Annotated in this window: 15 protein-coding genes; 10 read left to right on the top strand and 5 right to left on the bottom strand. The window is 65.1% G+C overall.

Annotated features, from left to right (window positions below):
- Positions 1–999: 999 nt before the first annotated feature.
- On the bottom strand, positions 1,000–2,031 hold the full coding sequence (locus D187_RS33835; protein ID WP_155893781.1) for a hypothetical protein: 1,032 nt from the start codon (positions 2,029–2,031) through the stop codon (positions 1,000–1,002).
- A 211-nt stretch (positions 2,032–2,242) separates the two neighbouring features.
- Between D187_RS33835 and D187_RS33825 the strand changes: the two genes are divergently transcribed.
- From D187_RS33825 to D187_RS33800, 6 genes are all read left to right on the top strand, one after another.
- On the top strand, positions 2,243–2,896 hold the full coding sequence (locus D187_RS33825) for a glutathione S-transferase family protein (protein ID WP_002624257.1): 654 nt from the start codon (positions 2,243–2,245) through the stop codon (positions 2,894–2,896).
- A gap of 106 nt (positions 2,897–3,002) precedes the next feature.
- Positions 3,003–3,599 carry a biotin transporter BioY gene (locus D187_RS33820; protein ID WP_020918460.1) on the top strand — a complete coding sequence of 199 codons (597 nt, stop codon included), beginning with the start codon at positions 3,003–3,005 and terminating at the stop codon, positions 3,597–3,599.
- A 73-nt stretch (positions 3,600–3,672) separates the two neighbouring features.
- A complete protein-coding gene (locus tag D187_RS33815; protein ID WP_002624255.1) occupies positions 3,673–4,629 on the top strand; it encodes a WD40 repeat domain-containing protein in 957 nt (318 codons plus the stop codon).
- 319 nt (positions 4,630–4,948) lie between these two features.
- The gene (locus D187_RS33810; protein WP_002624253.1) at positions 4,949–6,241 is read left to right on the top strand and encodes an AHH domain-containing protein; all 1,293 of its coding nucleotides are present in this window, start codon (positions 4,949–4,951) and stop codon (positions 6,239–6,241) included.
- A gap of 16 nt (positions 6,242–6,257) precedes the next feature.
- Complete coding sequence (locus D187_RS33805) at positions 6,258–6,821, top strand: imm11 family protein (protein WP_002624252.1); 564 nt, start codon at positions 6,258–6,260, stop codon at positions 6,819–6,821.
- Positions 6,822–7,141: 320 nt separating this feature from the next.
- Complete coding sequence (locus D187_RS33800; RefSeq protein WP_155893779.1) at positions 7,142–8,263, top strand: HEAT repeat domain-containing protein; 1,122 nt, start codon at positions 7,142–7,144, stop codon at positions 8,261–8,263.
- A gap of 51 nt (positions 8,264–8,314) precedes the next feature.
- Here D187_RS33800 and D187_RS58315 read toward each other — a convergent pair whose 3' ends face one another.
- Positions 8,315–8,797 (bottom strand): hypothetical protein, encoded by a 483-nt coding sequence (locus D187_RS58315; protein ID WP_002624250.1) that lies wholly within the window; start codon positions 8,795–8,797, stop codon positions 8,315–8,317.
- A 346-nt stretch (positions 8,798–9,143) separates the two neighbouring features.
- On the opposite strand from D187_RS58315, the gene D187_RS33790 reads away from it, so the two are divergent.
- Both D187_RS33790 and D187_RS52955 read left to right on the top strand, forming a co-directional pair.
- The gene (locus D187_RS33790; RefSeq protein WP_155893778.1) at positions 9,144–10,298 is read left to right on the top strand and encodes a serine/threonine protein kinase; all 1,155 of its coding nucleotides are present in this window, start codon (positions 9,144–9,146) and stop codon (positions 10,296–10,298) included.
- Between the two features lie 522 nt (positions 10,299–10,820).
- Entirely contained in the window at positions 10,821–12,065 is a 1,245-nt protein-coding gene (locus D187_RS52955) for a S8 family peptidase (protein ID WP_081713965.1), read from the top strand.
- Between the two features lie 350 nt (positions 12,066–12,415).
- Here the strand turns inward: D187_RS52955 and D187_RS33785 are convergent, their stop codons facing one another.
- The 3 genes from D187_RS33785 to D187_RS33775 all read right to left on the bottom strand — a co-directional run bounded on the left by D187_RS33785 (position 12,416) and on the right by D187_RS33775 (position 16,275).
- Entirely contained in the window at positions 12,416–13,432 is a 1,017-nt protein-coding gene (locus D187_RS33785) for a chymotrypsin family serine protease (protein ID WP_002624248.1), read from the bottom strand.
- A 12-nt stretch (positions 13,433–13,444) separates the two neighbouring features.
- Entirely contained in the window at positions 13,445–14,353 is a 909-nt protein-coding gene (locus D187_RS33780; RefSeq protein ID WP_002624247.1) for a hypothetical protein, read from the bottom strand.
- A gap of 80 nt (positions 14,354–14,433) precedes the next feature.
- Positions 14,434–16,275: a hypothetical protein gene (locus D187_RS33775; protein ID WP_002624246.1), complete on the bottom strand. Its 1,842-nt coding sequence runs from the start codon at positions 16,273–16,275 to the stop codon at positions 14,434–14,436.
- Between the two features lie 356 nt (positions 16,276–16,631).
- Here D187_RS33775 and D187_RS55675 point away from each other — a divergent pair, with 356 nt between their 5' ends.
- Both D187_RS55675 and D187_RS33765 read left to right on the top strand, forming a co-directional pair.
- Complete coding sequence (locus D187_RS55675) at positions 16,632–16,787, top strand: hypothetical protein (RefSeq protein ID WP_002624245.1); 156 nt, start codon at positions 16,632–16,634, stop codon at positions 16,785–16,787.
- Positions 16,788–17,154: 367 nt separating this feature from the next.
- Positions 17,155–20,886, top strand: a complete 3,732-nt coding sequence (locus D187_RS33765) for a TIM-barrel domain-containing protein (RefSeq protein ID WP_051256662.1) — start codon at positions 17,155–17,157, stop codon at positions 20,884–20,886.
- The last annotated feature ends 657 nt before the right edge of the window (positions 20,887–21,543 follow it).

Raw genomic sequence — 21,543 nt, 5'->3', positions numbered from 1 at the left:
TTTTCTCTTCGCTGCCCGGAAGCCATTCCTCGCGCGCGTCAAGAACTCCCACGCTCGCGCTCGTTCCCATGCTCCCGCCCGAGGAGCGGGAAGGCACCCTGACCTATGGCCGCGAGTGCCGCACCCACGGCGATTGCGATCCCCGACTGCGCTGCTTCTCCACCCCGACGCTGGAGTCCCGATACTGCGTGGACAGCCGCTGCGTAACCGACAAGCATTGTCCGGAGGGCTTCTCCTGCCAGACATATCCGGTGCGCCAACGGCAGGAGTTGATCCGGGCCTGCTCGGCGGTGGGCCTCAGGCAAGAAGGGGAGGTGTGTCGCGCCTGGACTCGGGATCCAGAGTATGGCTGCGAGCGAGGACTCCTCTGCCATGAACGGTGTGGCCGTCCTTGCACGCCGGGCGACCCGTCCACCTGTCCCGAGGGGTTCTTCTGTGAAGAGGCCCGCGCGGGCGCGGCCTGCCAGCCTACCTGCGAGGGACGCGCCTGCCCCGAGGGGCAGTGGTGCATTGGCGTGGGAGGTCAGCGTTCCATCTGCGCGAAGGTCCACGGAGGGAACTGTCAATCCGAGCCCTGTGGTCCCGGCCAGTACTGCTCGGTGAGTGCCTATCCTCAACCCGCGCGGGAGGTGTGGATGCAGTGCACCCAGACCTGTGGTCTCGAGGGAACGCCTCCGTGCCCCGAGGGCAGTGTCTGTGAAGACAACCAATGCCTCGCGCGGTGTTCACCCGATGGCCGCGCGGAGTGTGACGAGGGATTCAAATGCACGGGCCCTCCGGATGGCCCCACGGTCTGTACACCAGACGTTCCCTCGGCCCTGCCGTAGTGGCGCCTCCCGGGGAAGGGCGAAGTCTCCCGCCTTCATCCGTGGCGCTGATGCCCTCATGCAGCGGGGGAAGTGGCCGATCCCGAGGGACTGCTCGTGGCCTGGCCGGACTACCTGAAGACGTTCAGGAAGCTGCTGAGGACATCCTATACGCATACGCCGTTCTCAAGCCTTACGGGTGCGGCACCACCACGGAAGTCTTCACGCCGTTGATATCTCCCTTGACGTTGCCCGACCAGTCGGCGTAGGTGACGCCGCAGCTCGTGCTACACGTCGTGGTCTCTCCCCAGTGGTTCGGACCGAACACGTTGTTGCGAAAGACGAGGCCTTCACCGTTCTCGACCCCCACGTCGAATGCCCCGAGAGAGATGAAGTTGCCCTCGGCGACGTAGTTGCGCAACACCGTGCCACCGGTTCCCTGCGTGAACAGCACCGCGGTGATCGCCTGCCAGTAGTTGTTCACGGGTTGCCCGGTCCCGGCATTGAAGCCCGGCTCAAGACGGTTGTTCCGAATAGTGACCGGACCGCTACCGCCGTACGGGAACACACCACCCGTGTGAGCCTCCGATGGATCGGCCAGGTGAGCGATGTAGTTGTCGTGCAACCAGCTGTTCTCAATGATGGTGTTCTCCCCGCAGAGACACATGCCACCACTGTTCGCCACGTCCACACGGTTCATGTTGATGTAGCAGTTCGGAGCGCATCCGTTCGTGGCGTGATCCGTGAGGGCGGCGTTGGTTCCGCCGAACGGCACGGGTTCCGGACGAATGGTGGTGTCCATGATGTTGAGCGTGAGTCCACCGTTCGAGTTGTTGAGGATGCTCCGTTGGTTGGTACCCGCGGGAGGCGCGATGATCGAGTTCTTGATCGTCACCGTGCCCGAGCAGTTCGTTCCGAGGTAGATGAATCCGCGGATGTAGACGTGGTCGAGTACAACGGATCCGCAGTCATAGAGGTCGTATTCGCCGTTGGGTGGTGAGATCTCCGTGTAGCCGGCCGGCACCGGAAGATGGGCGTCGGTTTGGCTGTACGTTCCGACCCCCGGCGCACCGACACTCCAACGATCAGGAAACGTGTTCCCGGAACTGGATGCCGTGGTCGTCGACGGTGCGGATGGGGCGGTCGTCGTTGAAGTCGTTGCCGAGGCATCCCCCATGGACGCCCCGCCGACAACCAGGAGCGCCCCCAAGGCGACGATTCCCATGGTCCGTCGTTTCCGCCTTTCATTCATCCATGCACGCTGGAACATCCTCGAGCCCCTCCCTTGTCTTCAGGTCTTCTCAAGGTAATGAGGATTACGATGTTTGTCACGTAACGGTTCGCTGTACCCCGTCCTGACGCCACGCTGGGGTTCTTGGGGGTCTTGAGCTTCAACACCACGCAGCCGATGATTCTCGCCAAGGAGGAGCCTCTCGATGACCATCACCATTACCGCCTTTGAACGCTCACCCGATGGCGGCAAGGGACTGGCGCGTGATACGCGCGTTCGCTGGGCGCTCGAGGAAGTGGGCCAACCCTACCAGGTTCGCCTTGTTTCGTTTCGTGCGATGAAGGAACCCGCGCATCTGGCGCTTCATCCGTTCGGCCAGATTCCGACCTATGAGGAAGGCGAGCTCGCCCTGTTCGAGACAGGGGCGATCGTGTTCCACATCGCCCAGCGCCATGCGGGTCTGCTGCCGAAGGATGCCAACGCGCGGGCGCGCGCGATCACCTGGATGTTTGCCGCGCTCAACACGGTGGAGCCGCCGATCCTTGAACTCGAAACCGCCAGGCTGCTGGAGGGCGACAAGCCCTGGCATGCGGAGCGCCTGCCTCTGGTCGAGGAGCGTGTCCGAAACCGGTTGAAACAACTTTCCGATCGTCTGGGCGATGCCGATTGGCTCGATGGTGCGTTCAGCGCGGGCGACCTGATGATGGTGTCGGTGCTGCTCAGGCTGAAATCATCGGGCATTCTGGACGAATACCCGAACCTGGCCGCTCATGTCGCCCGCGGCGAAGCGCGGCCCGCCTACAAGCGAGCCTTCGACGCTCAACTGGCGGTTTACACCGGCAAGCCATCGACCGGCTGAAGGATCGAACCCTGCATGCCAACGACAGGCAGGGCCTGGAGCGGCTCACGTTCCCCGGGCTCGCTGACGTCTTGCATCGGAGCTCCTCTTCGCTGAGCATCGGTTCGTGTCTCCACGCCCCTCTGGTTCTCCACCGCCTCGCGTCCTGGCCGACGTCTTCGCACGCACGCGCGTCCATGATGGGGCGCTCGTGCTTGGCGCCGCGCTGTTCACCGCGTTGCTCGCGCAGGTCGCCATCGAGGTGCCGGGCTCCCCGGTGCCGATCACGGGCCAGACGCTCGCGGTCGTCCTCATGGCCGCCGCGCTCGGGCCCGTGCGTGGCATGGCCGGGCAGCTCGCCTACGTCCTGCTCGGGGCGGTGGGACTGCCGTTCTATTCCAAGGGGGCCAGCGGCTGGGCACAGGTGCTCGGGCCGACCGGCGGCTACCTGGTGGGCTTCATCCCCGCGGCCTTCCTCGTGGGCCTCGCGGCGCGGCACGGCTTGGACAGGGTGGCATGGAAGGCGGTCCCGCTCTTCCTCGCTGGCCAGCTCGTCATCCTGGCCATCGGCGTGCCCTGGCTCTGTGTGGCGGCCCCGCTCGACCTCGCCACGGCCCTGCGCAAGGGCTTGCTGCCTTTCCTCCCCGGTGGGTTGCTCAAGGCAACCCTCGCCGGCCTGTGGATGCCCCTCGCCTGGAGGCTCATCCAGCCTCGCGAGCCATGAAGGTGCGCCTGCCCCATCGACCTCGCGGTATACTTTTCGTCCCTCCATGGCGCGGGTGGCTCTGGGAGCGCGGATGAAGAACTTCATGCACCTGGTGGACCATCACGAGGCTCGCTGTCTTGCTTTGAGCGCGGACGGCACGCTCCTGGCGACAGGGGGGATGGACGGACTCCGGTTGTGGAACGCGCAGCAGGGGACCCCACTGGCGGTTCGCGCCGACGTGGGCCCGGTCGAGGCGCTGTGCTTCACGCCCGAGGGGGAGCACCTGCTCATCGGCGGGCGGGACGGGACACTCCGGCGCTGGGCCTTCCCCGCTGGAGCGGATGTGCAGCGCGTGCAGTGGGAGCAGCCCGTCATCGCCCTGGCAGTGACCGCACACGGCGGCCACATCGCCGTGGGGCTGGGAACAAAGAGCACTTCTGCTGGCACCCGCGTGGTCGTGCTCGCCCCGGGTGCAACCCCTGTCGAGCTGCTGTCTCAGGACAAGACCCAAGGCAACTGCTCCCTGGCGTTCGCTCCGGACGGTCGGACCCTGGCGGCACTCAACGTCGATGGGCATACCACGGAGGGCGCCTTCTTCGCCGTGGTGGAGGTGGCGACGGGCACCCTCCTGCAGCAACGTTTCGTGGGAACGCTGCACTACTCAGGCTCGGTATCGTTCAGCCCGGCCGGGCACCTGGCGGTCGCTCCAAACCCGTGGAGGGACAGCAGCGGAGGAGTCGGGGCAACCGGCTTCGTGGTGCTCGAGAACAGCCAGGGCCCGACGCCCCTTCTGACGTCCTGGTGGGAACACGAAGCGGTGTTCCTGCCCGACGGCAGCCTCGTCGGCCGGAGCTGGAGCGCGCTCCACTTCCGCCCTCATCTGCACGACAAGATCAGCGCCTCCCTGACTCTGCCAGAGGGAGGGCCCGAGGTAACGCTCCTCACGGCGGCCACGAGCGCACCGGTGGTGGCCACGGCCGTAGGAGACAACCGGGTGCTGGTGGGCTCCGTGGACGAGCTGCTGCGCCATGCCGAGGCGCATGCGTGAGGGCTGGAGCCGAGGGCCTGCCTGGCACGTGTCTTTGATCGTGCCGCCGATGGGTGAACTCCGTTCGCGGCGATGGCTCCCGGAACAGTTGTGGACGGTGTCTCCCGTGGTAGCGCGTCCAGGGCCGCTGGTAGGCAAGGCCGCTCCGGCGGCGGAGGAGGTCACCTCTGCCACCGGGCTCAGCCCTTGAGGCTCCGGTACCAGGCCACGAGCCGGGCGAGCCCCTGCTCCACGTATCTTCCCGGGTCCAGGTGACGCGGGAGACGGCTCTTCGGCACGTGATCGCTTGAGGCCCCTGGGCCATGCATGATGTCGGCGCATGAGAACCCGCTCCTGGCAGCGCGCGGTCGTGGCCCTGTGGCTCGCTCTGACTATTTCGTGTGCCACGTCCCCGGAGGAAATTTCCTCGAGAACTCCAGTGCAACCGAAGGTGGTGCGGACGAGCGTATTACCCCAAGGCGCGCTGAAGCTCCATTTCGAGCCGGTGGCACTGGACCCGGCACTGGAGCAACTACGGGTGGCGGATGGGCGGGCTGTGCTCGCGGCCTTTCGTGAATCCTTCCCGAGGAAGGAGGGACGCCGGTTCCGGCTCGTGCGGACCTCCACGGAGCCGGGGCCAGCGGAGTGGGAACTACGGCTGAGGGAGGAGTTCGTGTCGCGGTACGGCCCGCCGCTGCTTCCCCTGCCCGAATCGCTGGAGACGAGCCCCCTTTTCCTGGCCCTGAAGCTCTCTCCTCGCTACATGGGCGCGGGCGTGCGTGAGGCCGCGCGGGAACTATTCAGCTCACCCATCTTCCTCTCCAGCGTGGCACTCTCGGTATTGGTGTACTTCTCGGCATGGCTGCTGCCCGAGCCGCTGTTCACCAAAGCCTTCGCGGCGACACTGACGCTCCGGTTGGCACTGGCAGTGGGGGTCCTGGAACTTTCCCGGGTGGCCTGGGCCTGCGTGCAACTGTACCGGGAGGCACAAGCGGCGAGAACGGTGCAGGAACTGGAGGCGGTATCGGAACGCTTCGGCAAGGCGGTGGGAGGCACGGGGCTGCGAGTGCTCATGCTGGTGGCCAGCATGGGAGTGGCCAGGGGTCTACCCGAGGTGCCTACAGGAGGACTCGGGGCGTTGCTGCGTGCTCCCCGGTTCGCGTTGCCCGGAGGCATGTCGACGGAAGGCGCGACGACGGTGCGGATGGTGGCGGATGGCTCCATCGTCGTGACGGGAGTGGCGGCGGGCACGGCGGCCGCCGCGGTGGGCGGTGCCTGCACCGACGGCTCCGAGGGCAAGGGTGGCTATCACTGGCACCACCTCGCCACGAACAAAAATGAAGTCTCGACGGTCTCTGGTGGGCCCTGGACTCCCAGGTTCGAAGATCTCTTCGCGTTGGCGGGAATGAGCCTGGACGCAGCGGAGAATCTCGTCTACCTCAAGGGCCACAAAGGTCCGCATCCAGAGGAGTACCATAAAGAGGTATTCAGGAGGCTCAGCCTTGCGACTGAAGACTGTGGAACCACCTCTCAATGCAAGAGCGCGCTGCAACAAGCGCTCCGGAAAGTTGCTGAAGAGGTATGCACGGCGGGCTCACTCCTTCACCGGCTGGCGACGAAGTCTCCGGACTGAGGACGAAGAGTAAAGCATGCTCAGGTACTTCGCGCTGGAGGACGACATGCGCATCGAGGGACGCTGGCACCTACGCCATCCTCTCGATGAGCAGGGTCAGAAAATCAACCCCTGGCGGTTCACCAAGAGCCAATGGCTCGAGCCCCAGGGAACCATCCGGTTCCCCGTGAATCCTGATGGGCTGACGCTGGACTTCACCGTGGACGCCTTCGGCACCCCCGTGGTCCATGGTCGCATGGTCCAGCTCTTCGAGCGCCTGGGCATCCAAGAGGTGCAATTCCTACCCGCACGAATCGAGGGCCACATGGGACCCTTTTTCATCCTCAACACACTGCGCACCCTCCGTTGCATCGACGACACCCGATGCGAGGAAGTGCAGTACTGGAAGCCAGAGGATGGTCAGCCTGAGAAGGTGGGCAGGTATCGGGTCGTCGCGGGCATGCGCATCGACCCGTTGAAGGTGGGGGATGCGCGCATCTTCCGCACCTGGGGCTTCTCCCTGGGCCTCATCATCTCCGAGGACCTCAAGCAGGCCATGGAGGCGGAGGGCCTCACCGGCACGCGCTTCGTCGAGGTGTGAGGCGCCAGTCCAAGGTCAGTACCTACGTCCTCGGGCTTCGCCTCCGGGGCGGTGGGGACGGCGGGCGAGGTCTGCGCAGGAGCCGGAGCAGGGGAGGGCGCGGGAGTGGGCTTCTTCGGCTCGGAGGCGTACACCGGGGCCGACACCCCGGTGGAGAGCAGCGCCGCGACGAGCGGCCACACGCGAAACTTGGAAGCGGAGTGCAGGGAGAGCCTCATGGACGTGGAGGTTCCAAGGCCTTGCCTCGCCAGCCCGTGCACGTGCCACTACAGTCGCGAGGCCTGTGCCCGCGCCCAGGCACCAAGGGGGACCTCCTCATCATGAAACGTTTCGTCATGGGCCTCGCCCTGCTCGCCGGCTGCATCACCACCACCCGCCAGGCCGAGCCGCCCGCCACCACCCAGCAGCCCGCCGCGCCCGCGAAGGCGGAGGCGCCACGGGTGCAGGACTCCATCTATGTGTTCCAGGGCGTGGAGGTCTTCGGCTCGCGCAAGGTTGCCAGGGAGAAGCTGCTCGGGCTGCTCACGTTGCCGGCGCCTGGCACGCGGCTCGACACGAAGAACGAGCCGCGGCAGAAGGAGTTCGTTGCCAACCTCATCGAGAGCAAGAAGCGGCTCACCGACCTGGGAGCCTTCGCGTTCATCCGGATGTCGGTGGGCCAGAACCAGGATCACACGATGGGTGTGACGGTGGACCTGGTGGACACCGGGGACGAGTGGCGCATGCGCTTCCACCCCGAGCCGACGGGGGAGGTGGCCGATCCCGAGGGACTGCTCGCGGCCTGGTCGGACTACCTCAAGACGTTCTGGAAGCTGCGCAACGAGGGCGCGGTGCCCGAGTGGGGCCTGGGCACGTGCCGCGCGCCCCTGGGGTGCTACGGAGGCTTCGAGCACCCCGAGCTCGCGCCCCTGGAGCAGCGGTTCATCGAGGGGGTGCCCCGCAGCGCGGACGCGCTCGTGCGCGTGCTGCGTGAGGACAAGGACGGCGGCAAGCGCATGAACGCGCTCATGCTGCTGACGTACCTGTCCTCGCCCGAGCAGCTGGTGAAGGCCCTCCTGCCGTCGGTGCGTGACTCGAACGAGGGGGTGCGCAACGAAGCGCTGCGCCGGCTCGGGACGGCGGTGGAGCGCTCGAAGAAGCCCGGCCTCGTTCCGCTCGAGCCCGTGCTCGAGGCGCTCTGGTTCCCGCTGGCGTCCGATCGCAACAAGGCCGGCTGGACGCTGGTGCACATCATGGAGGTGGAGGGCAGCGTCCACCGGCGGCAGATCCTCGACAAGGCGGGCGAGGTGCTGGTGGAGATGGCGGGCATGCGCTCGGGGATGGACCACGAGCCCGCGCGCAAGGTGCTCGCGCAGCTGGCGGGGCAGGACTTCGGCGCGGACACGGCGGCCTGGCGCCGCTGGTTCGAACAGGCGCGTGGGGCGGGTTCCCAGCGCCGCTGAGGCTAAAGCGCAGGGGCTCGCCCAGCGCGCAGGGTGTGGAGCCCCAAGCCGTCACGCTGCCTCATGATCCCACGCTCCTTGCCGCCCCCCCCTGCTGGGTGGACCGCTGGGGCCGGCGTGTGCCTGAAGAGGGCTGCAGCGCCTGTCCACCGGCCCGACGCACAGCCCTGGCGGACCCCCTCCGCTCCATCCCCCTCCCTCCACACGGCCCCCATCCCGCCTATACGCATTTGCGAACTCGTGCTCCTCCGCGCCCACGGGCGTCATCAGGTAGGACTTGAACCGGCCGCCGCCGCCCTTCTTCTGGTCGGTGAGGTTCTCCACGTAATCGACCGTCTCGCCCGGACGGCTGGCCGTCTCGCCCTGGCTTAGCGGCTCGCACTCGCGCACGAGCAGCTCGGCGATAGAGCTGTCCCCCTTGAAGCCCTCCTTCGTGCGATTGACGAGCACCTCGAGCAGGTAGTGATCGAACTTCGGGTAGCGCCCGTCGGCCGCAACCGGAGCCGTCGCGATCTTGTTGAGTGCGCTGTTCACGTTGCTTGCTTCCTCTGTTTGGGTTTGTGTCAGCGACGCGAGCGTGCGACCGCCGACAAACCCTTAAATGTAAATGCGTGCGCTTCCCGCGCGTGGTTCGCAGGCAACAGCGCATGCCAGTCGTAAGAGGCGAAGCACCGCTTTTAAGACCGCGCCGTTCACCGTCGTGACAGGTTCCCGTCCCCGAGGGGGGGTATGTTTGACCACATGTTGGGAGATGGTCCGTAGAAGTAGGTCACTGTCGTTCCCCGAGGCGCTGCGTGCTTTCGTCGTGCGCTTGAAGCCCGCTGAGACGGAGCGCGAACGGTTTCTTGACTTTCCGTAGGTGCAGACAATTGATCTCCTGATGGACCGCCAATCTAAGAGCGCCAGCATTCCACTGACCTCGCAGCATCTCGGTGCGGATCCTCAGCCGGACTTCGGCTGGGAAGAGACGTTCAAGAAGCTCGACTCTCTCGGGCGAGGGGGCTGCGCCGAGGTCTTCAGGGCGCTCGACAAACGCTCCGGCGAGCTTGTTGCGTTGAAGGTGTCGAACGAGTCCGGCGAGGAACTTCGGCGGTTCAGACGCGAGGTCGCGACGCTCCGAGAGCTGCGTCACCAGAACGTCATTGAGATTCTCGACGCCGGGGACTGCTGGTACACCATGCCCCTCGCGGACGGAAACCTGACGAAGCTCGCACCTGAACTGTGCGACGAGGAGCGAATCGAAGCGGTGGCTCAAGCCGCGCAGGGCTTGGCCGCAGTCCACATCGCCGGGCGGGTTCATCGAGATGTATCGCCGAATAATATTCTTCGTATCGGCAAACGTTGGGTCGTGAGTGATTTCGGATTCGTGAGGAAGCCACAGGGAACGTCGAGCGAGCCGAAAACTCGGGGCGCTATGGGGACCCCTGGGTACATGGCACCCGAGGTCCTAGCTCTGGGTTCTCACAGCGCCACTCATCACTCCGACATGTACAGTTTGGGTCAGACCGTCGCCTTCATCACGACGGGTAAACACCCTGTGTCCAGGGAGCGTCCCCAGGTGCCGCGCATCTGGGAAAGCCTCGTGGCAAAGATGACGGCGGTGGCAGTAAATGAGCGCTTCCAGTCGATGGATGAACTCGTTGAGGCGCTCCTGGACGTACAGCGCCAGCTAAAGAAGCAGCGTAGGGCCGAGTGGTCCGCAGGACACAATGCGGTAGAAGGATTGAGTCAAGCGGAAGTGAACGTGATGGCGATGATAATCCAAGAAACCAACAACGTCTTCCGTGAACACGAGATTCTCAATGGAATGCCGAAGCGCGAGCGCGGCACCTTCAACATAGGGCTCATCGGTCTGCAACGCCGCCATTTTCTAGAAGACAACGTGGATGAAGAAGGACGCCTGTGGGGCTACCGCCTGACGGATGCTGCCCGCGACTGGCTTGTAGCCAACCCCGACTTCCTCAACGCTTTTCCTCCTTCCGAGCCCGAATCGCCGCAGGACGACGCGCAGGACGACGACGGAATTCCGTTCTGACGTTGGGGGCCGTGTAGAGGGTGGGGGGTGGAGCGGAGGGGGGGCCGCCAGGGCTGTGCGCCGGGCGGGTGGACAGGCGCTGCAGCCCTCTTCAGGCACACGCCGGCCCCAGCAGCCCACCCACGCGGTTCATCGAGCAGACAGAGGGGACACCGCAGAAGCTGTGCTTCGCGAATTACGATTGGGCGGCGATTTAGGACGCAACCCGCCTATACGCAGCCGGAGGAGGAGAGCCCGTCCTTTCCCGCAACCGTGGATGAGCCGAAGAAGGAGCGCACACCACGATTGGACTGGGCGGGGCTCCTGCAGGACGTTCGTGCTGGAGGTGTTCGCTTGCTTGAGGTGTGGCATGTAGGTGCAGAACGGGCGTTAACGGAGAGCATTGCACTTTCATTCGTTGGCCGCTAGTGTCGCGACCTAAGCCAGCCGAAGTAAGCTCTGTCAGAGTTGACAACCGCCGAGGCCGAGAAATCGGGTTTTGGCACTGCCACTCCTGAACGGATTTGGCCAGGATGGCTTAGTATGAGTTTTGTTGTTTGTGCGATTTGGATTCCCTCAGTACGGAGCGTGCTAAACATGACCCATTCTCGAATGTTGAGTGTGATTCTGCTTCTTTCGGCGATGAGTTCTTGTGGGGTAGAAGAGGACCAAACTGAGAAAGAGATGGAGAGAGCCAATCTCGTTCTGCCGCGCGGACTCATTCGAGCAGCGCGTCCCGTCGCAGGTCAATACATCGTTGTGTTTCGTCAGAGAATGCCGCGCGCTAGTGCTGAGTACGCAGCGCAGAAAGGACTGACTCTGCGGCATGTCTATCAGGCAACGCTCAATGGAATTGCGGTGAGGATGTCAGAAGACAAGGCCCGTGGGCTCCTTGAAGACCCGCTGGTGGAACGCGTTGTAGAAGACGAGATCGCAAGCGTTGACGGGATGCAATATACGACCTTGTGGGGCTTGGATCGTATCGACCAGCGCTCTCCTAAGGTGAATGGCATGTATGGCTGGAATAGGACCGGGGCTGGCGTGCATGCGTATATAGTCGACACCGGCATGAATACAGCCCATCAAGAGTTTGCTGGACGCGTTCGTGAGGGGTTTAGCATATTTGGTACTGATGTAGGCGATTGCAATGGCCACGGAACGCACGTTGCTGGAATCGTCGGTGGACGAAGCGCCGGAGTTGCTAAGGATGTCCTCTTGCATCCTGTGCGTGTTGGCGCATGCTCCGATGAACTTTTTGTGTCAGACATTATTGCGGGCTTGGACTGGGTGCTTATGAATCATGTGCGGCCTGCTGTTGTGAACCTGAGCCTTGGCGGACCTGCAAACGATACGTTGGATAGCGCCGTGTCCGCCCTTGTCAATGCTGGGTTGACCGTGACGGTCGCTGCAGGTAATAATAACTCAGATGCATGCGCATTCTCTCCCGCGCGAGTTGGAGCTGCCATAACGGTTGGTGCGATAACTGGTGGTAGTTCTAGTTATGGTTATGATCTGCGGACTTCTTTTTCGAACCAGGGAGCGTGCGTGGACTTGTTTGCTCCTGGGTCGCAAATCGGGGCCGCTGGAATGGAGAGCAATTCTGACATTGACTTCAAGAGTGGCACTTCTCAGGCGGCGCCCTTTGTTGCTGGCACTGCCGCAATGTATTTGCAGCAACACCCGACTGCTTCCGGTTGGGAAGTAGCCAATGCCATTATAGGCAATGCGACCACCGGTAGTGTATTGAATGCAACGCCGAACCGCTGTCTTTACAGCCGCTTTTTCTAGGCGGAAGAGTTGACTTAACCCCAGTTCTCGGGTGCGTCGATACTGTTTGCCAGACCGATGGGGTCTTGATCTGACGCAGCCATGGCAGAGGCGTACCCCATCGAACTGAGGAAGCGAGTGGCGTATAGGCGGGAGAAAAGCCATGTGGAGGAATTGGGCTGGAGCGAGGGGCCGAGAAGGGCCGCTGCTCCCCAAGCAGGTGGGGAGGGGGAGAACGAGGCGCCCCAGGCAGCGGCCAGCAAGGAGCCGGCAAGGAGCCGCGGGGAAGGTGTCAGAGGATTCGTTCTTCGTTCTGACGCCTCGTCTCCTACAAATCGTCTGACACCCTTCCAGGGCCAGGGCTGACCTCGTCACATGGGCTCGAGGTGAAGCAGCTTGAGCACTGTCTCCATCGGGTTGGCGTAAGCGAGGTACTTCCCGTTCAATCTGCCGCTCTCTGGACCCGCGAACAGCAACCCCACTCCCTCATCGCGGTCACTGAGTATTGCGGAACCGGAATCACCGCCGAGAGAGAAGAGCGAATCACTCTCGATCTCTATCTGGTCGTTGAATTGGTAGACACGACCTCTGATCCGGACCATGAGATTATCGCAGTCCACGACGGATACCTTGCCATGGGTCTTTCCCGTGCTCCGGCCGATTTTCCAGACGTCGAGTCTCTTTACGATGTCCCTGGTGCCGAGGACGCCACGCATGGGCCTTCCGTCGTAGGTCGGATCCACTTCGATGTCGTGATCGAGCAGTGCATAGGCAGCGTCCACGACGTTGATGCCCTGGCGGTCGAGGTCGATACTACCCTCGAAGCTTGCGATGATGGCCATGGGCCGTTTGCCTCCATCTGTCACCCCCGGCTGGAAGATGTGGTCTCGCCTCATCGCGTCACCCGCAGCGGCGAGGATGTGGTTGTTGGAGAGCAGCCCCTCCTGGCCCCTGTTGTTCTTCACCATGACGCCAATCGTGCCCACGCCGACGGTGGGATGGCCTACGGAATAGCCTGGCCTGACCGGACGAACTTCGCCGCAATACGGTTGCACTCCCGTTCCCGTCTCTGGAACGATGATGATCGGTCCAATGTATCGAACGTCGGCCTCGTGCCGAGCCAACTCCTTGGCATAGCTCGCGAAGGCAGTGTCGGCGGGGCTCAAGGTCTGCAGCCTCAGCGCGAGCTGGTAGTCGTCATTCCCCTGGCCTACCGCGATTCCGACCGCCACGCCTTGCGGTACGAGATGGCGGGGCTCCAGCGCCTTGGTGTTTTCGCCCATCGCGGTGGACATCATCGAGGCCAGGGGGGTGAGTTGCCCCGCCCCCATCCTGTCCAGCTCCGATGACAGCTCTGCCTTCAACGCGTGGGCACTGGTGAACTTCATGGTCAGGCCTTTTCAGGGTGAGGGGGGAACGAATTCACCGCGGCGGAGCGACCCGCTGATGGCGTCGATCCGCATCGACCTGGCGCCTTCGGGGACCGTGATGTGTGCCACGAAGGTGCCTTGTTCTCCTGTGATCCCCGTCGCCGGGAGGATCTCGGCCGCTGGCGTCGTCTCGAGCCGTACGGGCACGCCATCCGCTGCATCTCCGTTGAGAGTGGCGATGATGGTGACCGCGAAGACAGAACCCGGTGGAGGCAAGGTGCTCGGCTCTGGCTCCACCCTCAGGTCGAGCGACTGGAGATCCTGGGCCAGTTCGACCGAGCGCACATCGTTCGCGCGCCCTTCGAGGTCCGCTCGGATGGTGACACGCTCGGACGTGGTGAAGAGCGCGGCGCTCGCCCATCGGGCCCTCGGACTGTCCATTGGAGCGCCGCAGTCCATTGACCCCAGGTTGACGCGGCCTACCGCCTGACCGTCTTCGAGCGTCCCGCCTTCCACGGTGAGGGTCACCGTTCCGCGTGAAGCGGAACTGACGATGCACAGGGGGACCTTGAGCCGGGCGCCTTCCCGTGTTTGGAGCCCGGGCACGACCCTGACCAGCGGCTCGTCCATGCGCAGCTCGTGCACCTGTTCCTCGCCCGCGACGGTGACACGGACCTGGAAGGCTCCGCCTGCTGGCCACGCGAGTTCCGTGAGCCCCTGGTACGCACCGCAGTCTCCCTCCTGCTTGAGGGAGAAGTTCGAACTCGTCACCGCGGTGGAATCCAGGGTGGGCGTGGTGATCTCCGCACGCGCACTCAAGGGGCCACAGAGGCGCCCGCTCTTGTCCGGGAGCGCGGGAACATTGACCTTGACCGTGAATTTCCCTCCCGAGACCCAGGGCAGGCTCTCCACTCCATCCATGGGGCGGATGTCGACCACGGGGGAGAGCGTCCTCCGCGCGTCAGGAACACAGCTCAGGGTCAGGAGGCCTGAGAGGCCGAGCATCACGAATGCGCGCATCAGTTCTTTGTCCCCATGGAAGCCACCAGTGAATCGGCTGCTGTTCCGAGCACCGCGAGATCGAAGCTCAAGCCTCCGGTCACGACCAGCATGCCGGTATGATCCGTTCGAAAGCTCTCCGGCGCCTTGGCGGTGCTTCCGGTCCCGGTTACGGCAAGGAGGTCACCCGGCCTGAAGTCCGTCGCAACCGGTACGAACCGGACCCCCACGCCATACGTGAAATAGAGCCCCTTCGAAATGCGGTTGCCCGCGCGGAGGTTCAACTGGGTCAGCGCGCCGCCTCCGGAGCCGACGAGCAGTGTCGGGCCGAAGCCCAAGAAGCACTTGTCGTCGTGGAACCGCCAGCCGAAGAGCAGCGATGCGGTGACGAGACGCCGGACATCCAATGGGTACCGCAGCTCGAAGAGGGTCTCGGGACCGGCGGCTCCGCCGGTCGACTCGAACCGGGGGGCCCCCATCGCCCAGCCGGGATCCGCAGTCGGGATGGCTCCATTCAGGCCGACTTCGGCGAGGAGGGTCCAGGAAGGGCTCACCGTGGGTTTGACTTCAGCGCGGGTCACGGTGCTGGTGTCCTTGGGACACGTCTTTCCTTCGCAGAAGAGGATGTCTACGGTTGCCTCTGGCATCTCCGCCAGAACGTACGCGCGGCTTGAGCGGGGCTCGAGCGGGGCGAAGTTGGGAGGAGGTTTGGGATCGACCTTGGGGCAGGCCGTAGAGGCAATCGCAGGGGGTAGGTATTTGGTACCTTCATGACCCACGATGAGATGAGTAGCCGATGGAAGTGCCCGCAGCACGACTGCTGCGAATCCCGAGAGAAGCTCGGCAACGTCCTTTTTCTGGCCCGTACGCTCCCTGGCCTCGACCGAGATGTCGGTGCCATGCGGCACGTTCGAGATGATGAACGAGACGGCGCTCCCCGGCGTTTGGTTCTTGATGGGGTGCTTTCCTCGGCCCCAGCCAATGCGGTGCACTGTCGTGCCAAGCCCCCCGAAAGGAACCTGGACGACGTTGAGTACGGCGTGGGCGGGATTGTCGAACCAGAGAAGGGCCGGGGCCACTTGCTCACAGTACGATTGAATCTCCTCCGGCTTGAATTCGAGCACCGTCTCCAGCTTCTGGAGTGCAAGTTCAATCCTGGACTCTGCTCTTTCTATGTCGAGGCGGGTGGTGGGGCGGGGGGTCGACTCAAGATCCTGCATCAGGCTGCTCAATGCTCCGTTCACGGCCTGCGCGCGCTGACACTGTGCATGGGTTGGAGAACCCTGGACGCTGGAGCCGCAGGATTCACGCGCTTTCGCGTCCGTCAAAGCGGTCTCGACCTCTCTCACGAGATCCTTTGGGGGACTGACCTGGACGTTATTCTTGTACTCCTTCACTTTTTTGCTGAGCCCGCTCAATCCGAGTTTGGTATCCAAGGCGTATGCTTCGATGAGGACGGTTCGCGGCAGGTGAGCCAACCTTAGAGTGGTGGCCTGCATGGCCAAGAGATCCTTTTCTTCGGAGGTCCTCGCCTCCCCGAGGAAGCGGACCGTGAGCAGGGTCTGCGGCGAGTGGTCATCTTTCTTTAGATTCAAGCCGTAAGGCTTCCCGGACTCGGGTCTGCCGCACAGCACCTGACGCCCACCCGCAGCCTCGACGCTCACGCTGAGCGGCTCCGCTCCGAGGTCATCGAATACAATCAAGGGCTCCCCGCCTGGATCGACCTCGGCGGTTCCATCCAGATGGATCTTCCATCGTGGGTTACCCCCGGTTGTCGCCTCGACGAGAGGCTCCTCGCAATTCAGGTTGACCGGAGTTCCCGACACCACCATCCAGGTGAAAACAACTATGGCTACACCCATTCATCCCCCTCGTGGACAAACGCTTGCGCAATCACACGACCATCACTGCATCCTTCGGTTCACGAGACTATAGCCGGAGTGAGGATCGTGAGCCAGAGTCTGATCGTGACGCCCATACCCAAAGATGCGTTGAGTAATCCGTGGAGGCCGAGCAGCGGAATGGCATCAGGTCGTCAGGGGTGACGCTTGGCGAATGGGCTATGACGTCCGCTCGGAGCTCTGGAGACTGTCATGCCCTCGAATCATTCCCCCCCTCACTCATTCCCCTGATGTTCCTGCTCGTCGCGGCGTGTGCGCACCGGGCCACGGAGACATCAGCTACCTCGCACCATGAACCGGCCGCGCACCATGGGGCGATGCCGCATCTCTTCGAGAACGCGGAGGAGTGGGCTAGGCACTTCGAGGAGCCGGGGCGCGAGGCGTGGCAGAAGCCGGACGAGGTGGTGAAGGCGCCCGGGCTGGCGGAGGACGCGAAGGTGGCGGATGTGGGCTACCGGAGTCGGTGGACCTAGTACGACTCGGTCACTTCGAACCCCCTTGAGGAGGACACTCCCTCGGATAGCCGCAGCGGCCCAGGGAAAGTGACCGGGTAGTACTAGACGCCCCTGGTCAGCCAACTGTAGCCCCCGATGCTGGCGGCAATGACGGCCACCGCGGAGAGCAGCCTCCCAAGGCGGTGTTGAGTGAGCAACAAACCAGAGATGTTCAGGTAAGCAGTTTATCCTTGGATGCCTCCGGAAGAGCTGCCACCCTGAGCTCGAGGAAGCGCGCACCGGAGGCTCGCGCACGTTCGAGCCCTGAGCAAAGCACCGGTGCGAGCCGTCTCGGCCACGCCCTCGTGAAGGGAAGGAAGCTCGAACAATGAGCAGGACTCTTTCGATGCAAAGTCGCGCTGTACTCAGGAGAGGAGGGGGCCGCGCGCGTACGTTCGCGCTGCTCGCGGCGATCGTGTCAGCCTCGGCGGCTTGCACCGCGCCCTCGACGCCCCCGGACGCTCCACAGCAGCCCTCAGACGCTCCACAGCAGCCTCCGGACTCCCCACAGCAGCCCCCGGCCACCAACACGGCTGTCACCTCGGGCAAGGCCCGCTTCGAGGTGCTCAGCCCCACGCTCATCCGCACGGAGTACGCGGGTGACGCCCGCTTCCTCGACGCCCCAACCTTCAACGCCATCGGGCGGGCCGGCTTCGGCAAGACGAGCTTCACGACGCGCACCGAGGACGGCTGGCTCGTCATCGACACCGGCGCGCTGACGCTGCGCTACAAGGTGGGCTCCGGCCAGTTCACCGACGAGAACCTCGTCGTCCGGCTGAAGGCCGGCGCGCAGGACGTCGAGGCGCGCCCCTGGGCGAGCCGGGTCATCCCGACTTGCGCGCTCGGCGTGCTCTGCGAGGCAGAGGGCCTCGTGCTCGAAGGCATCAGCGAGGCGCGCGACCACACCGGCTTCACCGGCACCGGCTTCGCCGCGGGCTTCGAAGGGACCGGCACCCGCGTCACCTTCCAGGTCGCGCCCGCGGCGGGCGGCTCCTACGTCCTGGACCTGCGCTACGCGAACGGACTCGGCGACCCGCGCACGCTCACGCTCACGGTCGACGGCGGGTCGGCGCGCCAGTTCTCGCTGCCGCGCACCGGCAACTGGGACTCCTGGGGCCACCTGGCACTGCCCCTCGACCTGACCGCCGGGCCGCACGTGGTTGCCCTGACGCGCACCAAGTCGGACACGGGCCAGCTCAACATCGACAGCCTCGCGCTGCTCAAGCCCGGCGACGCGTACCCGCAGGCGGCGAGGACCTGCGGTTTCGGAGCGCTCTGCGAGGCCGAGGCGCTCGCGCTCACCGGCCAGATGCACCTGGCGACCGACCACCTCAACTACACCGGCAACGGGTTCGCCGCGGGCTTCGAGGGCGTGGGTGACTCGATTGGCTTCGCCATCGACGCGCCCGCCGCTGGCGACTACGAGCTGACCGCCCGCTACGCCAACGGCTTCGCGTCGCAGGCCGGCGTGACGCTGAGGGTCGAGGGCGGTTCGAGCACCCCCATCCCCATGCCGCCCACGGGCAACTGGGACACCTGGAAGCCCGTCACCGCGCGGGTGCACCTCGCGGCCGGCACCAACCACGTCACGCTCGTGCGGCAGGCGACCGACGCCGGCAACGCCAACATCGACAGCCTGGCCATCGGCCCGGCCGGCACGGGCCTTCCCGCGCCTGGCGGCACGGCGGGTGGTGCCTGCGGCTTCGGTGGCATCTGTGAGGCGGAGTCCGCGGGCCTGTCCGGCGGCGCGAGGACCGCCAAGGACCACAACGGCTACAGCGGCAAGGGGTTCGCGGCGGGGTTCGACGTCGTCGGCTCGCGGATGACCGTGCGCGCGGTCGGCGTTCCGGCGGCTGGCACGTACTCGCTGCAACTGCGCTACGCCCGCGGGCTGAAGACGCCGGGCGCGGTGACCGTGCAGGCAGGTACGGGCGCGGCCTCCACCCTCACGCTGCCGCCCACGAGCGACTGGGACAGCTGGCGCACGGTGCGTACGAACGTCACTCTCCCCGGCGGCACCAGCGACGTGCGCCTGAGCTGCCCGCAGGCCGGCGGGTGCGCCATCAACGTCGACACCGTGGCGCTGACGAGGACCGACGCACCGCTGCTCGCGCCGCACGCCGCGCTCGGCGGCTACCGGCGTGGCCTCGACGCCTTCGACGGCGACAAGGGCAGCGCGATCCTCAACCCGGGGCTTCTCTACCAGGACGGCTGGTCGCTGCTGGACGACACCGCCTCGGCGGAGTACGACCCGGCGACGCGCAAGCTCACTCCCCGCGCCGCGCACCCTGGCGGCTACCAGGACGGCTATGTCTTCGGCTATGGCCAGGACTACCCACGGGCCCTCGGTGACCTCGCGACGCTCACGGGTCCGTCGAAGCTGCTGCCGCGCTGGGCGTACGGCGTCTGGTTCTCCGAGTACCTCGACTTCACCGCGGCCGACTTCCAGGTGGACCTGATCCCGACGTTCCGCAGGGAGGGCGTGCCCCTCGACGTCCTCGTCGTCGACACCAACTTCAAGGCCGGCAACTACTGGAACGGCTGGGCGATCGACACCAGCAAGTTCCCCGACCCCGAGGGGTTCTTCGACTGGGCGCGCGCGCAGGGCCTGCACACGACCCTGAACATCCATCCCAGCATCCTGCCGACCGACCCGAAGTTCGCGGCCGCGCAGGCGACCGCGAAGGGCAAGCTCACCCGGCACACCGGCGGCTGCTCGGGCGAGGCCTCCGAGTGCTACACCTTCGACTTCGGCGATCCCGACCAGTTGAAGGCGTTCTTCAGCCTGCACGACACGATGACGCAGCAGGGCACCGACTTCTGGTGGCTCGACTGGTGCTGCGACGCCAGCGAGGCCAACATCGACGGCGTCACCGGCGACGCGTGGATCAACCAGCAGTACACCGACTACACGAACGCCAGCATCGGCCGCGGCTTCGCGTTCTCCCGCGCGTTCGGCTCGCTGCAGGCGGGCGGCTACAGCAACCCGACCGCGGTGCCGACCGGGCCGTGGGCGGACAAGCGCACGACGCTGCCCTTCACCGGTGACACCACCTCGACGTGGGGGACCCTCGCGGCCGAGATCGGCTTCACCTCCGGCGAGGGCGTTGCCACCGGCCTGTCGGCGATCAGCCACGACATCGGCGGGCACAACGGCGGCCTGTGGGGCCTCCCCGGCTCGGTCGTCGTCCACGGTCAGCGCACGGACAAGCTGCCCGACGACCTGTACGCCCGCTGGGTCCAGTTCGGCACCTTCCAGCCGATTGATCGCCTGCACAGCAACCACGGCGACCGGCTGCCCTGGCAGTACCCGGGCGCCGCGGCCGAGTCGGCGAAGAAGTTCCTCAACCTGCGTGAGGCGCTCGTGCCATACACCTACACGCTGGCGCGTGAGGCGGAGGCGACCGGCGTCCCGGTGGTGCGGCCGACGTACCTCGCGTACCCGAACGAGCAGGACGCGTACGCGACGGCCGGCAGCGAGTACCTGTACGGCTCGGACGTGCTCGTCGCGCCGGTGACCACGCCCGGCAACACCGCCACGACCACGGTGTGGTTCCCGCCGGGTAGCTCGTGGACCGACTGGTTCACCGGCAAGACGTACGCGGGCGGGACGAGCCAGAGCATCACCACCGGGCTGGACACCATGCCGGTGTTCGTCAGGTCCGGCGGGATCGTGCCCACGCGCAGCAAGAACGTCACCAACGACGTCCAGAACCCGCTGGACGCGGTCACGCTCACGGTGGCGGCGGGCGCGACGGGGCACGCCAGCCTCTTCGAGGACGACGGCACGACCTCCGACCGCACGCAGAGCACCCGCACGGATATCCGCTACACCGAGGACGGCCAAAGCGCGGCGCTCCGTGTCGACGGGCCTGTCGGGTCGTTCGCCGGGCAGGTGCAGAAGCGCACGTGGACGGTGCGGTTCGTGGGTGCGCGGGAGCCGGGGTCGGTGACCCTCGACGGCAAGGCGGCGCCGGCCGGCAGCTGGACCTGGGACGCCGCGAGCCGCGTCCTGACGGTCAAGGTGGCCGAGCGTCTGGCGAGCCAGGCTGTGGACGTGGCCTACCGGTACAAGTAGGGACGCGTTGGCCCCGGGTCAGCCCCTGACCCGGGGACCAACACACCCCTGGTCCCCGGTGCGATCGCACCGGGCATCGAATCAAGGTGTGGCAGTGTCCGTCGGAGCTGGACGCGAGCGCTGGGCCGGCGCCCACTCGCGGATTGCAGTCACCAGTGGGGCCGACTTCTCCCGTCGCACCGCCCCAGACGGAGCGCGAGTGCCGCGGCCTGTTACTCCCCCTCCAGCACGTGCGGGTTGGGCAAGTCGGCCTCAATGGCATACATCAGGTACCAGTGTGTTTCGTCCTGCGCTGGGTGAGCTCCAGTTGCAGCCGCTGCTGGGCGTCCTCGGCCTTTGCGCGCCCCCATCCCGCCTGGACGCCACGAGGAGTGACCCAAAGGCAGACACGGGCTGTCGCGGCTGGTGTGCGTGGATGTGGGTCGCGAGGCGGTCGATGTCTGCAATGGTGGCAGCCGAGACGACCGGGCCGTTGACCTGATGCCCTTCCATCACGATGGAAAACGATTTCCTCCATACCCTGGGTGTGTCGGATTCTGCACTGAGTCATTGAAGTGCAGAAGCGATTCACGTATAAGCCGCTCGCCCCATGGCTGTCCCGACTCGGCCTGTTTCCGTAGAAGAATCGAAAATCCGATTTATCCAGGCTTGAAAAGG

The sequence above is a fragment of the Cystobacter fuscus DSM 2262 genome (assembly GCF_000335475.2).
GTDB lineage: Bacteria > Myxococcota > Myxococcia > Myxococcales > Myxococcaceae > Cystobacter > Cystobacter fuscus.
This window is presented reverse-complemented; position numbering and strand designations above follow the sequence as displayed.

Excerpts from the sequence above, each read along its gene's own strand:
- D187_RS33815 (WP_002624255.1), top strand. The coding sequence starts at position 3,673 with ATGAAGAACTTCATGCACCTGGTGGACCATCACGAGGCTCGCTGTCTT.
- D187_RS33825 (WP_002624257.1), top strand. The coding sequence starts at position 2,243 with ATGACCATCACCATTACCGCCTTTGAACGCTCACCCGATGGCGGCAAG.
- D187_RS33785 (WP_002624248.1), bottom strand. The coding sequence starts at position 13,432 with ATGAAGTTCACCAGTGCCCACGCGTTGAAGGCAGAGCTGTCATCGGAG.
- D187_RS33790 (WP_155893778.1), top strand. The coding sequence starts at position 9,144 with ATGGACCGCCAATCTAAGAGCGCCAGCATTCCACTGACCTCGCAGCAT.
- D187_RS33765 (WP_051256662.1), top strand. The coding sequence starts at position 17,155 with ATGCAAAGTCGCGCTGTACTCAGGAGAGGAGGGGGCCGCGCGCGTACG.
- D187_RS55675 (WP_002624245.1), top strand. The coding sequence starts at position 16,632 with ATGCCGCATCTCTTCGAGAACGCGGAGGAGTGGGCTAGGCACTTCGAG.
- D187_RS33800 (WP_155893779.1), top strand. The coding sequence starts at position 7,142 with ATGAAACGTTTCGTCATGGGCCTCGCCCTGCTCGCCGGCTGCATCACC.
- D187_RS33810 (WP_002624253.1), top strand. The coding sequence starts at position 4,949 with ATGAGAACCCGCTCCTGGCAGCGCGCGGTCGTGGCCCTGTGGCTCGCT.
- D187_RS52955 (WP_081713965.1), top strand. The coding sequence starts at position 10,821 with ATGAGTTTTGTTGTTTGTGCGATTTGGATTCCCTCAGTACGGAGCGTG.
- D187_RS33835 (WP_155893781.1), bottom strand. The coding sequence starts at position 2,031 with ATGGGAATCGTCGCCTTGGGGGCGCTCCTGGTTGTCGGCGGGGCGTCC.
- D187_RS33775 (WP_002624246.1), bottom strand. The coding sequence starts at position 16,275 with ATGGGTGTAGCCATAGTTGTTTTCACCTGGATGGTGGTGTCGGGAACT.
- D187_RS33805 (WP_002624252.1), top strand. The coding sequence starts at position 6,258 with ATGCTCAGGTACTTCGCGCTGGAGGACGACATGCGCATCGAGGGACGC.